We start from the raw sequence: 12,284 nt of genomic DNA, 5'->3' as shown, positions 1-12,284 counted from the left end.
GGCGGTGGCGGCGGTCAACTGAAGCAGCCGGGAGGGCGCAACAATTGCCGCTAACCGAGGGTCTGCCGGTAATGCTCAATAAGCTCGGGAAGAGGAGTGAGCTGCGCCTCCGAGCCGGACAACAGGGCGTCAAGTGCCTGGAAGCAGCCGTGCCAGCCGGCAGCCACCTTCGCCCTGGACTCCGGGTCCTGCAGCGTGTTGGTCATCATGAGCCGGCAGCCGTCCGCGTCGGGGTGCAGATACCAGTGCAGGACCTCCTGGTCCCAGCTGAAGCCCAGTCTGCTTTCGGGCTCGAACTCCAGCACCTCGCCGTAATCCGGCTCCTGGTCCGGGAAGAGGAACTCAATGCGGCCGCCGGCCCTTTCCTCCAGCCGGACCCGGCACGGGAACCAGGCCGACAGCTGCTCGTCATCGGTCAGGGCCTGCCACACGCGGGGCAGGCTGTGGGCGAAGCGGCAGCGGAACCGCAGCATGGAAGCGCCTTCGATGGTGCTGTCCAGACTGACATCGATCCTGAATGCGCCGCTCATGGCTGCCCGCCCTTCCGGGCCTTGCCCTCCGCGGCGGCCGCGATGTCGTACAGGTCCTGCTGCATGGCCTTGCGTGCTGCGCTGATGCCCAGCTTGCCGAACACCGCCATCGCCAGCCGCGCCGGCCAGCCCGGGTTCTGCAGCTCAGCGCCGAAGAACATGCGTAGTTCCGTGCCGTCCCCTGAAGGCGTGAGAGTGAAGCGTGTGGTGTAGTCGGCGCCGCCGGAGGCAGCCTTGACCACGGTGGACTGCCCGGGTTGGACCTCGGTTACCCACATCTCTTCGGTGGCAGCCTTGCCCAGCATTTTCCGGGTCTCGCGCCAACGGAAGCCTTCCCGATACGCACCGGGAGTAAGGATCTCCACGCTGTCCACGCCCGAAAGTGTCGAATCGGCCCGGCCGATGTCGGTCAGTACATCCCAGACGACCTCGGCTGGGGCGTCGATATAGCGGGCCAGTTCCAACTGGTGTGCCATCGGCGGCATTCCTCCCGTCATTTCCCGGCGTTGCTTGCCCATCACAGTAGCCGATGCCTGCCGACAGGACGGGGAAGGTGACGGCGCGGCCCGTAAGAAGACGCGGTGGGGCACCTGGTCCCCCGCCGCCGTCGTACTCGGGGCCATTCCCTAAGCGTGACGGTCAGAGGCTAGAGCTGCCTTCGGCAAACCAGGACGAAAGCTGTCCGGTTTCCCCTGTTGCCCATCCTCCGCCGGCCATAGGGTCGGGCCATGACCTTCAACATCCAGGTAGTGGTAGACAGCGCGGATCCGCATCAACAGGCCGACTGGTGGGCAGAGACGCTGGGCTGGATCGTCGAGCCGACGGACCAGGACTTCGTGTCGGAGATGATTGCCAAGGGCTTTGCCACCGAAGAGGAAACCATCGTCCACAACGGCGTCCGCGTCTGGAGGCCCGGCGCAGCGATCTGTCCGGCAGAGGACGCCGGTCGACGCGGCCGCCGCCGTATCCTCTTCCAAACGGTTCCGGAATCAAAGTCGGTGAAGAACCGGGTGCACTGGGACGTCGACCTCGGCGGTGCCGACAAGGACGAGGCCCGGGCCAGGCTGGAAGCGCGCGGCGCCACCTACCTGCACGACGGCCGGCAGGGCCCCCACACCTGGTACACCATGGCAGACCCGGAAGGCAACGAATTCTGCATCTCCTAAGCCAAGCAGGCGAAGGCCGTTTCGGGGCGGCGATAGACTCGAGGGCGTGAGTACAGACCATTCCGCACCGGCTGCTGCCGACGTACTGCCCGCGAAAGTCTCCGACGTCTTCGATCCATTCCAGTGGCGCGAAGTTTCCGGCTTCGACTTCCAGGACCTGACCTACCACCGCCAGGTGGAGCGCGACGCCGAGGGCAGGATCCTGCGCGACCTGCCGGCGGTGCGGATTGCCTTCAACCGGCCCGAGGTCCGCAATGCCTTCCGTCCGGGCACGGTGGACGAACTGTTCCGCGCGATGGACCATGCCCGGATGACTCCGGATGTGGCCGCCGTGCTGCTCACCGGCAACGGCCCCTCCCCCAAGGACGGCGGGCATTCCTTCTGCTCCGGCGGCGACCAGCGGATCCGCGGCCGCGACGGCTACAGGTACGTAATACAAGATACAGACGGCGAGACCCAGGAAACGATCGATCCGGCCCGTGCCGGCCGGCTCCACATCCTGGAGGTCCAGCGCCTGATGCGCACGATGCCCAAGGTGGTCATCGCCGTCGTCAATGGCTGGTCCGCGGGCGGCGGACACTCGCTCCATGTGGTGTCGGACCTGACCATCGCCTCCCGCCAGCACGGCAAATTCAAGCAGACCGACGCCACGGTTGGCAGCTTCGACGCCGGCTACGGTTCGGCGCTGCTGGCGCGGCAGATCGGCCAGAAGGCCGCCCGAGAGATCTTCTTCCTGGCCCGGGAGTATTCTGCCGAGGACATGGTGCGGATGGGTGCAGTCAATGAAGCGGTGGACCATGAGCGGCTGGAGCAGGTCGCGCTGGAGTACGCGGCCGACATCGCCAGGCAGTCCCCGCAGGCCATCCGGATGCTCAAGTTCGCCTTCAACCTCGCAGACGACGGGCTGGCCGGCCAGCAGGTCTTCGCCGGGGAAGCGACCCGGCTGGCGTACATGACCGACGAGGCCGTCGAGGGCCGGGACGCTTTCCTGCAGAAGCGCGACCCGGACTGGTCCAGCTTCCCGTACCACTTCTAGGCTGCGCCGATGGATGTGGCGCCTGCCCTCACCGCTTTGTCTGCAGCCCTGGCCGGCCGCGGACCGGCCGTGGAACTGGATGCCGGCGGAACGCCGCAACCGGTGCTGTCCGCCGGGCTGGCACCCGGAACGGCGGCAGTAGTCCGGACGTCCGGCTCCACCGGGACGCCCAAGGCGACCATGCTGGGCGCAGAGGCCCTGGCTGCTTCCTCCCGCGGCACCGTCCGGCGGCTGGGCGGCGAGGGACAGTGGCTGCTGGCGCTCGCCCCGAACTACGTGGCCGGCCTGCAGGTGCTGGTCCGCTCGCTCCACGCCGGCACGGAGCCCGCGGTCATGGACCTGGCCGGCGGGTTCACGGCGGAAGCCTTCACCGCCGCGGCTGAGCAGCTGACACACCGGTTCCGGATCACGTCCCTGGTGCCGACCCAGCTGCACCGGCTGCTCGAGGAACCGTCGGCCGGCACCATCGCGGCGCTGCGGCGGTTCGACGCGATCCTCCTTGGCGGGGCCCGGCTGTCCGATCGGCTGCGCTCCGAGGCGGCCAAGCACTCCTTGAGATTGTGCGGACCTATGGCATGAGCGAGACCTGCGGCGGCTGCGTCTACGACGGCGTTCCGCTCGACGGGGTCCAGGTCCGGCTGGAGCAGGGCCGGATCCTGCTCGGCGGCGAGGTGGTGGCCGCAGGCTACCTGGACAATCCGCAGCTGACCTCCGAACACTTCCGCCAGGAAGCCGGGACGCGCTGGTTCCGTACCTCCGACCTGGGCGCGTGGGAGGGCGGCGTACTGTCGGTCAGCGGCCGTGCGGACGACGTGCTCATCACCGGCGGGGTGAAAGTCTCTGCCGCCGCCGTCGCCGCGGCCATCGAAGCGGTGCCCGGAGTGCAGGCCGCCCTTGTGGCGGGAATAGACAGCCCGGAGTGGGGCACCGAGGTGGCGGCCGCCGTCGTCGGTTCCGCCTCCGCCGAAGACATCCAGGCGCACGTGCGCGCGGAACTCGGTGGACCGGCTGCCCCGCGCCACCTTGTGTTCCTGGACGCGCTGCCCCTGCTGGAAAACGGCAAACCGGACCGGCTCACGGTGGCCGGACTGCTGCGCCGCGCGGTGAAGGCGCCGGCTGAACCCGGCGGTGCCCCGAGTACGGGAGAATAGAACGTTGCGGCCGTGCGCCGCGGATTCCTGAACGCGAGATTGAGAAGGACCTGCACAGTGGCAACTGCCGCCCATTGGATTGAAGGCGCCCGCCTCCGCACCCTCCCGCTGGGCATTGCTCCCGTCATCGTGGGCAGTGCGGCGGCGTACGACCTGGAGGCGTTCCATCCGCTGCGGGCCTTGCTGGCGCTGCTCATCGCCGTGCTGTTCCAGGTGGGCGTGAACTACGCCAACGACTACTCGGACGGCATTCGAGGCACCGACGACGTCCGGGTGGGCCCGGTGCGGCTGACCGCCTCGGGGCTGGCTTCGCCTCGGTCCGTGAAGTATGCCGCGTTCGGCTGTTTCGGCGCCGCCATGCTGTGCGGGCTGCTGCTGGTGATCCTGTCCGGAACTTGGCCGCTGCTGCTCGTCGGGGTCGGCTGCGTGCTCGCGGCCTGGGGCTACACCGGCGGCAAGAACCCGTACGGCTACATCGGGCTGGGCGAAGTGTTCGTGTTCCTGTTCTTCGGGATCGTGGCCACGATGGGCACCACCTATACGCAGGCGCTGGCGGTGAGCTGGTCCTCGTTCCTCGGCGCCGTCTCAATCGGGCTGCTGGCCAGCGCCCTGCTGATGGCCAACAACGTCCGGGACATCCCCACGGACCGCGAGGCCGGGAAGAAGACGCTCGCCGTGCGGATAGGCGACGACGCCGCCCGGGTCAGCTATGTGATGATGCTGGCGCTGGCGCTCCTGCTGCCCCTGCTGCTCGTCAATGACCACCCGTGGATCCTGCTGGTGCTGCTGGTGGCACCGCTCTGCATCACGCCCAGCTGGGTCATGCTGCGCGGACACCGGCGGCAGGACCTGATTCCGGTGCTGAAGCAGACCGGCGTGGTCAGCCTGTGCTTCGCAGCTGCCTTCACCCTGGGCATGGTGCTCACGCAGCTGGTGTAGCCGGGGCCGGCTGCGGGATCAGTCCTTGGCCTGCCGCGGCTTGCGGTCCGCGTCGACGTGCAGCTGCCCGTGGCGGTCGACCGCCTCGTCTTCGGCCATCGCGTCCGAGATCTCGGTCGAGGTGCGGATGGGCTTGGCTTTCCCGGTGAGCCTGTTCTGCAGCGCCAGCGCCGCCTCGTCGCGCATCTTGCGGAAGAACAGGTACGTGATGCACCAGGCCATGATCACCGACACGATGGCCGAATAGATGATGCCAAGCTGCAGGAACAGCCCGAGCACGAAGATCAGGGCGACGAACCCGAGCCGCAGTGCGGTGAATTTCCAAAAAGCCACCCCACAAGTTTACGCCCCCCTGCCATGGCCCCGGCCGCCGTCGCGCTCAGAGCTGAATGGCCGCGACCGGCCAAGGGCGGGCGGCGCGGCTCAACTACAATTAAGTCATGGCCCGTGTGTACATTTTCCTCGTCGTGGTGGCGGTCTCCGTCATCATCTATGCGCTCATCGAGTGCATCCGCTCGCGGCCGCAGGAAGTGCGCAGCATTTCCAAGCCAGGCTGGATCCTGACCATCGTCCTGGTCCCGCTGATTGGCGCCCTGCTGTGGTTCTTCTTCGGCAGGCCCAGCTCCAGCCCGCGGCCGCAGGTGCAGCAGCGCCGCCCCATGGCTCCGGACGACGACGTGGCCTTCCTGCGCAACCTGGACCGCCAGCGCCGCCAGCAGCAGCGCGAGGCGGAGCAGGAAAAGCGCCGCCGGGAACTGAAAAAGAAGGACAAGGACCAGCTCGGCGAGGAAGGCCGGGACAATCCCGGCGCCCCGCGCTGATAACCGCAGCCGGCGATCCGCCGTCGTGCGCAAATGGGCCGGCCGGCCGGTTCAGCTCGCGAAGACAATAACGAAGCCCCGCAGTTTGATTTGAAAACTGCGGGGCTTCGTTATTGTCCGGTTCCGGCTACTGGATGCCGGAGTAGCTGTGCAGGCCGGAGAAGAAGACGTTGACGATGGTGAAGTTGAAGATCACGCAGAGGTAGCCAACGATCGACAGCCAGGCCGCGCGGGTCCCGGTCCAGCCGCGGGTGGCGCGGGCGTGCAGGTAGCCGGCGTAGACAACCCAGATCACGAACGTCCAGACTTCCTTGGTGTCCCAGCCCCAGTACCGGCCCCAGGCCTTCTCAGCCCAGATCGCACCGGCCATCAGCGTGAAGGTCCAGAGGACGAAGGCGACGGCGTTGATCCGGTAGGCGACGTTTTCCAGGGTCAGTGCCGAGGGGGCAAGACGCATGAAGGCCAGCCGGTCCTTCTGGCCAGCCCGCGCCCGCGCCTCGCGGCCGGACTGCATCAGCTGCAGCACCGACATGGCGAAAGTCAGGGTGAACAGTGCGGATGCAATCACTGCCACGGAGACGTGGATGATCAGCCAGTAGCTCTGCAGGGCCGGCACCAGGTGGGCCACCGGCGTGGGGAACCCGATAGCGGCGGCGCAGAGCATAATGACCACCAGGCCGATCACGAAGGAGCCCAGGAAGCGCAGGTCCTTCTTGACCAGGGCGACGAGGTAGACCAGGGCCACGACCAGCGCGCCGGTCGTGCAGAACTCGTACATGTTGCCCCACGGCACGCGGTGGGCCGCGATGCCGCGGCTGACCACCCCGGCAGCCAGGATCAGGGTGGCCAGGATGCTGACGGCCACGCCGATACGGGCGGCGTTGCGGCGCTCGGAACCGTAATCCATTGACTCGTCGGCCATTTCGAAGCTGACCTCCTGGCCGCTTCCTGCTTCAGCCGGCGCACCGCCGGCGCCGACGGCAGCGGGCACCTTCTGCGCGGCACGCTCTTCGGCCAGGCGGTTCTCCACCGCGCGGATCGTCTTGCTGGATGTTGCCAGATCCCAGCAGAAGGCGATGAAGGCCACCGTGAACGCCATGGCCGCGAGCAGGATGAACAGCTCGCTGTACTGGCCGAGGGTTTCGTCAATGCTTGGCATGCTCGGGCACGTCCTTAGGATTCGTTGACGCCGACGGCGTCCCGGTCATTCTTGGCAGGCCGGTTGTCGGCGGCCAGCCACTCTTTTTCGAAAAGCTTGCGCAGCGCTGCGGACTCGGCTTCCAGCCGGGGGTCCTCGCCGCGGGCCAGCAGGCCCCACTCGACCATTGTCCTGCCGTCCTCATGCGTGCCGGTCCGGACCCAGACGCGCCGCCGGCCGATGAACAGCGAGGCGCCCAGTCCCAGCAGCGCCAGCGTGGAGAACACCAGCGCGCCGCCCTGGCCCGGATCGTGGTCGATGTCGAGGGCGACGTAGCGCTTGAGGCCGTCGAAGGTGATGCTGCCCATCCCGTTGGGCAGTTCAGCGCTTTCATAGGCCCCCAGCTCGATGCCGCCGGCCTCCTCCTTGCGGTCGTTCAGGACCGTCAGTTCGCTGGTGTCGAGCACGTAGACGTTCTTCGGATCGCCCTCGTCCAGGCCAAGATCGCCGTAGTAGGAGTTCAGGTACAGCCGCGGGTTGAAGGGATCGGGGTCGCTGCCCACGGCGACGCCGTCTTCGCCCTCAACGGCCGTCGGCAGGAAGAAGCCCACGAAGCCCAGCTGCTCCGGCTTGGCGTCGGGCACCTTGATCACCATGGTGGAGGTGTAGGCGCCGTCGTTCGGCACGGAGACCACCGGGCCCTGGTACGCCACGTTGCCGTCGCCGTCGCGCACCGTGACCACCGGCGCGTAGCCGTTGCCGACCAGGTAGACGTTGGTCCCGCCGATGGACAGCGGCTCGTTGACCTTCAGGATCTGCTGCTCCGGTTCGGCGTCCGGGGAGTCCTTCGTGGTCATGGTCGCGGTGAAGTCGAGCGGCTGGCCGTAGTGGGTCTGGGACTCCCGGTCGAACTCCACCTCGAACTTGTCCAGCTGCATCGAATACGGTGCCAGCCGGTCCTCATGGAAGTTGCTGCCCGGGGTGAAGTTGTCATAGCTCACCAGCGTGTTGACGAAGGATTCGCCCTCGACGATGATCTTCTGGCCCCGGTAGCCGAACAGACCGCCCACGGCCACCGAGATCAGCACGCCGATCAGCGAGACGTGGAACACAAGGTTGCCGACTTCCTTGAAGAAGCCGCGCTCGGCGCCGACGGACGGCCGGTCGGTGCCGCCGTCCCGCACATCCACCCGGTAGCCGCGCCGCTTGAGCAGCCGGGCAGCATCCGCGACCGCGGAATCCCGGGTCACCTGCGAACCGGCAGGCAGCGCCATGGCACCGTACTCGGGCAGCCTGGACAGCCTGCGTGGGGTGCGCGGCGGCTGGGAGCGCATCGCCTTCCAGTGCTGGATGGCCCGCGGGACCACACAGCCGATCAGCGAAATGAACAGCAGCAGGTAAATGGCGGAGAACCAGACGGACGAATAGACGTCGAACAGCTGGAAGCGGTCCAGCCACGGCCCGGTCGTGGGGTTGTCCTTGATGTACTGGGTCACTACTGCCGGGTTGGCCGGGCGCTGCGGGAACAGGGATCCCGGGACTGCGGCAACAGCGAGCAGCAGCAGCAGGAACAGCGCCGTGCGCATGCTCGTCAGCTGGCTCCAGATGAAGCGCAACGTGCCGGCAAACCCCAAAGCGGGCAGCTCGACGTCGTCCTTTTGCATGGTCTTCTTGCTCATCAGATGGGGAGCCTCACTTCATTTGCAAACCAGTCCTGCAGCTGTGTGACCCAGCTCCCCCAGAGCCCGGTGACCATCAGCAGGCCCAAAACCACCAGCATTCCGCCCCCGGCCCGCTGCAGGAACAGCCGGTGCCGGCGGAAGAACGCCATCGCGCCCATCCCGCGGCGCGCCCCCAGGGCAATCAGCAGGAACGGCACGCCGAGGCCCAGACAGTAGACGAACGCCAGGAACGCGCCCTTGGCGGCATCGGCGCCGCCGGAGAAAGCCAGCGCCTGGACGGCGGAAAAGGTCGGTCCGATGCAGGGCGCCCAGCCCAGGCCGAACGTCATGCCCAGCACCGGCGCGCCCCAGAGGCCCGCCGGCGGACGCGAGTGGATCTTCCGGTCCCGCTGGAACCAGGACAACCCGCCCATGAAAATGACGCCCATCAAAAGTACGACGACGCCGAGCAGTTGCGTCACCCACGCGGCTTCCGTTCCCTTGAGCCATGCGCCCAGCTGGCCGAACACCGCTCCGATCGCCACGAAGACGACGGAGAAGCCGAGCACGAACAGGCCGATTCCGGCGAACATCCGGCCCCGCCGCTGGCTCTCCAGGTCTGCGCCGGTCAGGCCGGTGACGTAGCCGAGGTAGCCCGGGACCAGCGGCAGCACGCAGGGCGACATAAACGAAACCAGCCCGGCGAGCATGGCCACCGGGATCGCCAGCAGGACGGAACCGCTGAGCACGGTTTCGCCGAAGACACTGCCGATCGAGGCGGGCAGGTAGGCCGATACTCCCACGGTCAGGCGGCCGCAGTGTCTCGGATGAGGGTCTTGAGCGTGCCCTTGTCGGCGACGCCCAGGATCCGGGCAGCCACCCGGCCCTCCTTGTCCAGCACGAGGGTGGTGGGCACGGCCTGCGGCGGGACATAGTCCGTCATGGCCAGCAGGATCCCGCCGTCCTTGTCCTGGAAGCTGGGGTAGGTCACGCCGAAGTTGCGCTCGAACGCCTCGGCTGTCGCCTTCTCATCCCGCACGTTCACGCCGTAGAACTGGGCCTCGTCGCTGAACTCCTCGCTCAGCGCCTGCAGGTCCTTGGCTTCCAGCCGGCACGGGGCGCAGGCGGCGTACCAGAAGTTGAGTACGGTTACCTGGCCGGGCCAGGCGGAAGAATCCACTGTGCTGCCGTCGAAGAGTTTTCCGGTCAGCTGGACCGGCTCGCCGCGGCTGGCCGGGTCATATTCGGTGACTGAGCCGTCGCCGGCGATATAGTTTTTGTTGTCGCCGGCGTTGGCCTGCTGGGCCAGCGAGTCCTCCACCGTGCAGGCGGCCAGGGGCAGGGCAAAGACCAGCCCGGCACTCAGTTTGAGCAGGGACCGGCGGTTCAGCGGCTCAGGGTTTTTCGCAGTCACAATCACACTTTTCTTCGTGGGCTGGGGCTTCCCACTTCTACAACGCGTAGTAATTCTATTACGCTCCCGGGATGTTCGCCGCACCGGGGAGCAGGTCGGCGCTGGGTTCGCAGTAGTCAACCCCTGCCAGATGCTCTCCGTCGAACTTCAGGCTGGTCACCGAAGCCAGCGTGCACTGGCGCCGGCGCGGGTCGTGCCATAGCCGGCGGCTTTCAGCGGCCAAGCGCGTGACCCAGATCGGCAGCTGATGGCTGACCATAACGGCTTCGGCCCCCGGGCCGCCGCGCTCCTCCGCAGCCTTGCGGGCGTCCTCGGCCGCCGCCATCACCCGCAGCACTTGGGCGGTGTAAGCCTCGCCCCACGACGGCCGCATCGGATTCCGGAGGTACATCCAGTGCCGCGGATCGCGCAGGTGCCGCTTGACGTCCGAGAGTCCCTCGAAGCGGTTCTCCGCCTCAATGATCCGCTCATCGGTAACAATTTCCAGCTTCAGTGCTGCCGCCGTCGGTTCAGCAGTTTCCTGCGCCCGCGTCAGCGGGGAAGACACGAGGTAGCAGATGTTCGCGCCGTTCCGCACCCGCTCCGTGAAGTACTCAGCGGCCCGCTGTGCCATCTGGCGGCCCAGCTCCGAAAGGTGGAATTCGGGCAGGCGCCCGTACAGGACCCGGTCCGGGTTGTGGACTTCCCCGTGGCGCAGCAGGTGGACGGTGGTTGGCGGCATGGTCTTAAGTGTCTCAAAGTCGGCCGCTATTGCCCAAAGCGGGGGGCGCGGCAAGAATGTGCTGTGGAGGGCCCCGGCTCCGGCGGGGCCCTTGGCAAGGCACGAACCGTTGATCCTGGTACTACCGCACGCAAGGAGTTCACGTTGACACTGCCCCAAGGCCTCGTCGAAGGCATCTGGAAACTCGACCATTCCCACAGCGAGATCGGCTTCACTGTCCGCCACGCAGGCATCAGCAAGGTCCGCGGCCGTTTCACCGAGGCCGACGCTGAAGCACGCGTCGGCTCGTCGCTGGCCGACTCGACCCTGCATGCCACGGTCAAGACGGCCAGCTTCAGCTCCGGCGACGCCAACCGCGACGCCCACGTCAAGGGGCCCGACTTTTTCGACGTCGAGGAATTCCCTGAGATGACCTTCAAGGCCACGGGGGTGGAGGGCGACGGCGAGGAGTACACGCTGACCGGGGACCTCACCATCCGCGGCGTCACCAAGCCGGTTGAAGTCGAAGTCGAGTTCACCGGCGTTGCCGTCGACCCGTTCGGCGCCACCCGGGCGGGCTTTACCGGCGAGGCCGAAATCAGCCGCAAGGAATTCGGGCTGACCTGGAACGCAGCGCTGGAGGCCGGCGGCGTCCTGGTCAGCGACAAGGTCAAGATCAACCTGGACGCGGCCCTGGTCAAGCAGTCCTGACCTCGCTTTCACTGCGGGCCGGACGGCTGGGCTGTCCGGCCCGTTTTGCATCCCTGAAAATCATCCTTTCGGGTTAGCCTCCGCTCCCTCGGCCCCGCTGTAGTGTTGCAGTATCAGGCCGTGATAGGGCCTGCCGGCACTCGCCGCTCCTGTGCAGACCAAGAGAAGGATCCGACCATGTCCACTCCTGAAAACCAGCCCGACTCATCCGGCCAACCGGACCAGCAGCGGGGCCAGTCGGGGAACGGCGCCGGGCAGGAGCAGCCGAGGTACGGGCAGAACCCGCCCCAGTACGGCCAGCAGTCCGGCCCCTACGGGCAGAACCAGCCCCAGTATGGCCAGTACGGGCAGAACACGCCGCAGTACGGGCAGAACGCGCCGGGCTACGGACAGCAGCCCGGCTCCTATGGCCAGGGCACGCCCTCCTACGGCCAGAACGCTCCCCAGCAGGGCCAGTACGGTCAGCAGCCCGGCCCCTACGGCTACCAGAGCGCGCAGCCCGGGCAGTACAGCTACCCGTCGTCCCAGCCACAGCCCGGATCCGCCCCGGCCCGGCCGAAGGAAGTGACGACTGCCTTCTGGCTGATCATCGCCGCAGCCGTGTTCAGCGCCATCGAGATCATCTACTCCCTGGCCACCATGGACACGCTCCTGGCCTCCCTGGCCGACGACCCTTCCGTACGGGACGCTCTGTCCCAGACCGGGGGTGAGATCAGCGAGGAGCAGTTCATGGACATGATGGGCGGCATGGCAGGTGTTGTGCTCGTCATCGTCGGGCTGATCATGATCGGCCTTTACCTGATGGTTGCCTTCGGTGTGAAGGCGGGGAAGAACTGGGCCCGCATCACCGGCACGGTCTTCGCGGCGCTGTCCTTGCTGGGCCTGTTCCCGTTCGGGCTGCACAGCGTGACCGTGCTGCTGGGTGTCGCAGCGATTGTGCTGCTGTTCCTGCCGGCCTCCAACGAATTCTTCAAGGCTGTTTCGGCCCGGAAGTTCGGCATCTACGGCCGCTGACCG

General features: G+C 67.1%; 14 protein-coding genes and 1 pseudogene. 7 read left to right on the top strand and 8 right to left on the bottom strand.

What is annotated here, in order from left to right; all coding sequences use genetic code 11:
- Positions 1–50: 50 nt before the first annotated feature.
- Positions 51–530, bottom strand: a complete 480-nt coding sequence (locus D477_RS08780; RefSeq protein ID WP_005268675.1) for an SRPBCC family protein — start codon at positions 528–530, stop codon at positions 51–53.
- Positions 527–1,006 carry an SRPBCC family protein gene (locus tag D477_RS08775; protein WP_005268674.1) on the bottom strand — a complete coding sequence of 160 codons (480 nt, stop codon included), beginning with the start codon at positions 1,004–1,006 and terminating at the stop codon, positions 527–529. Before D477_RS08775 ends, D477_RS08780 begins: the two co-directional genes overlap by 4 nt.
- A gap of 252 nt (positions 1,007–1,258) precedes the next feature.
- Between D477_RS08775 and D477_RS08770 the strand changes: the two genes are divergently transcribed.
- The 4 genes and pseudogenes from D477_RS08770 to D477_RS08755 all read left to right on the top strand — a co-directional run bounded on the left by D477_RS08770 (position 1,259) and on the right by D477_RS08755 (position 4,822).
- A complete protein-coding gene (locus D477_RS08770; protein WP_005268673.1) occupies positions 1,259–1,696 on the top strand; it encodes a VOC family protein in 438 nt (145 codons plus the stop codon).
- 46 nt (positions 1,697–1,742) lie between these two features.
- Positions 1,743–2,732 (top strand): 1,4-dihydroxy-2-naphthoyl-CoA synthase, encoded by a 990-nt coding sequence (locus D477_RS08765; RefSeq protein WP_005268672.1) that lies wholly within the window; start codon positions 1,743–1,745, stop codon positions 2,730–2,732.
- A gap of 9 nt (positions 2,733–2,741) precedes the next feature.
- A pseudogene (locus D477_RS23865) lies at positions 2,742–3,883 on the top strand (AMP-binding protein).
- Between the two features lie 57 nt (positions 3,884–3,940).
- Positions 3,941–4,822 carry a 1,4-dihydroxy-2-naphthoate polyprenyltransferase gene (locus tag D477_RS08755; RefSeq protein ID WP_005268671.1) on the top strand — a complete coding sequence of 294 codons (882 nt, stop codon included), beginning with the start codon at positions 3,941–3,943 and terminating at the stop codon, positions 4,820–4,822.
- A gap of 18 nt (positions 4,823–4,840) precedes the next feature.
- Here D477_RS08755 and D477_RS08750 read toward each other — a convergent pair whose 3' ends face one another.
- Positions 4,841–5,155, bottom strand: a complete 315-nt coding sequence (locus tag D477_RS08750) for a DUF4229 domain-containing protein (protein ID WP_005268670.1) — start codon at positions 5,153–5,155, stop codon at positions 4,841–4,843.
- A 107-nt stretch (positions 5,156–5,262) separates the two neighbouring features.
- Between D477_RS08750 and D477_RS08745 the strand changes: the two genes are divergently transcribed.
- Complete coding sequence (locus D477_RS08745) at positions 5,263–5,643, top strand: PLD nuclease N-terminal domain-containing protein (RefSeq protein WP_005268669.1); 381 nt, start codon at positions 5,263–5,265, stop codon at positions 5,641–5,643.
- A 127-nt stretch (positions 5,644–5,770) separates the two neighbouring features.
- Here D477_RS08745 and ccsB read toward each other — a convergent pair whose 3' ends face one another.
- From ccsB to D477_RS08720, 5 genes are read right to left on the bottom strand one after another with little or no spacing between them, the layout of a single operon-like run.
- Entirely contained in the window at positions 5,771–6,802 is a 1,032-nt protein-coding gene (gene ccsB, locus D477_RS08740) for a c-type cytochrome biogenesis protein CcsB (protein WP_005268668.1), read from the bottom strand.
- 14 nt (positions 6,803–6,816) lie between these two features.
- On the bottom strand, positions 6,817–8,460 hold the full coding sequence (gene resB / locus D477_RS08735; protein ID WP_005268667.1) for a cytochrome c biogenesis protein ResB: 1,644 nt from the start codon (positions 8,458–8,460) through the stop codon (positions 6,817–6,819).
- Positions 8,460–9,215 carry a cytochrome c biogenesis CcdA family protein gene (locus D477_RS08730; protein ID WP_043846275.1) on the bottom strand — a complete coding sequence of 252 codons (756 nt, stop codon included), beginning with the start codon at positions 9,213–9,215 and terminating at the stop codon, positions 8,460–8,462. Before D477_RS08730 ends, resB begins: the two co-directional genes overlap by 1 nt.
- 32 nt (positions 9,216–9,247) lie before the next feature.
- Positions 9,248–9,862: a TlpA family protein disulfide reductase gene (locus tag D477_RS08725; protein WP_005268665.1), complete on the bottom strand. Its 615-nt coding sequence runs from the start codon at positions 9,860–9,862 to the stop codon at positions 9,248–9,250.
- Positions 9,863–9,914: 52 nt separating this feature from the next.
- A complete protein-coding gene (locus D477_RS08720; RefSeq protein ID WP_005268664.1) occupies positions 9,915–10,577 on the bottom strand; it encodes a histidine phosphatase family protein in 663 nt (220 codons plus the stop codon).
- Between the two features lie 144 nt (positions 10,578–10,721).
- Here D477_RS08720 and D477_RS08715 point away from each other — a divergent pair, with 144 nt between their 5' ends.
- Positions 10,722–11,267: a YceI family protein gene (locus D477_RS08715; protein WP_005268663.1), complete on the top strand. Its 546-nt coding sequence runs from the start codon at positions 10,722–10,724 to the stop codon at positions 11,265–11,267.
- A 177-nt stretch (positions 11,268–11,444) separates the two neighbouring features.
- Entirely contained in the window at positions 11,445–12,281 is an 837-nt protein-coding gene (locus D477_RS08710) for a hypothetical protein (protein ID WP_005268662.1), read from the top strand.
- Positions 12,282–12,284: the final 3 nt, after the last annotated feature.

This window comes from Arthrobacter crystallopoietes BAB-32, assembly GCF_000328305.2.
In the GTDB taxonomy this organism is placed as follows: Bacteria; Actinomycetota; Actinomycetes; order Actinomycetales; family Micrococcaceae; genus Crystallibacter; species Crystallibacter crystallopoietes_A.
Note: the sequence above shows the minus strand (reverse complement) of the source record. Positions and strands in the feature narration are given on the sequence as shown.

Bases quoted from the DNA above. Each gene is read 5' to 3' on its own strand.
- D477_RS08720 (WP_005268664.1), bottom strand. From the start codon at position 10,577: ATGCCGCCAACCACCGTCCACCTGCTGCGCCACGGGGAAGTCCACAAC.
- D477_RS08775 (WP_005268674.1), bottom strand. From the start codon at position 1,006: ATGGCACACCAGTTGGAACTGGCCCGCTATATCGACGCCCCAGCCGAG.
- resB (WP_005268667.1), bottom strand. From the start codon at position 8,460: ATGAGCAAGAAGACCATGCAAAAGGACGACGTCGAGCTGCCCGCTTTG.
- D477_RS08780 (WP_005268675.1), bottom strand. From the start codon at position 530: ATGAGCGGCGCATTCAGGATCGATGTCAGTCTGGACAGCACCATCGAA.
- ccsB (WP_005268668.1), bottom strand. From the start codon at position 6,802: ATGCCAAGCATTGACGAAACCCTCGGCCAGTACAGCGAGCTGTTCATC.
- D477_RS08745 (WP_005268669.1), top strand. From the start codon at position 5,263: ATGGCCCGTGTGTACATTTTCCTCGTCGTGGTGGCGGTCTCCGTCATC.
- D477_RS08710 (WP_005268662.1), top strand. From the start codon at position 11,445: ATGTCCACTCCTGAAAACCAGCCCGACTCATCCGGCCAACCGGACCAG.
- D477_RS08770 (WP_005268673.1), top strand. From the start codon at position 1,259: ATGACCTTCAACATCCAGGTAGTGGTAGACAGCGCGGATCCGCATCAA.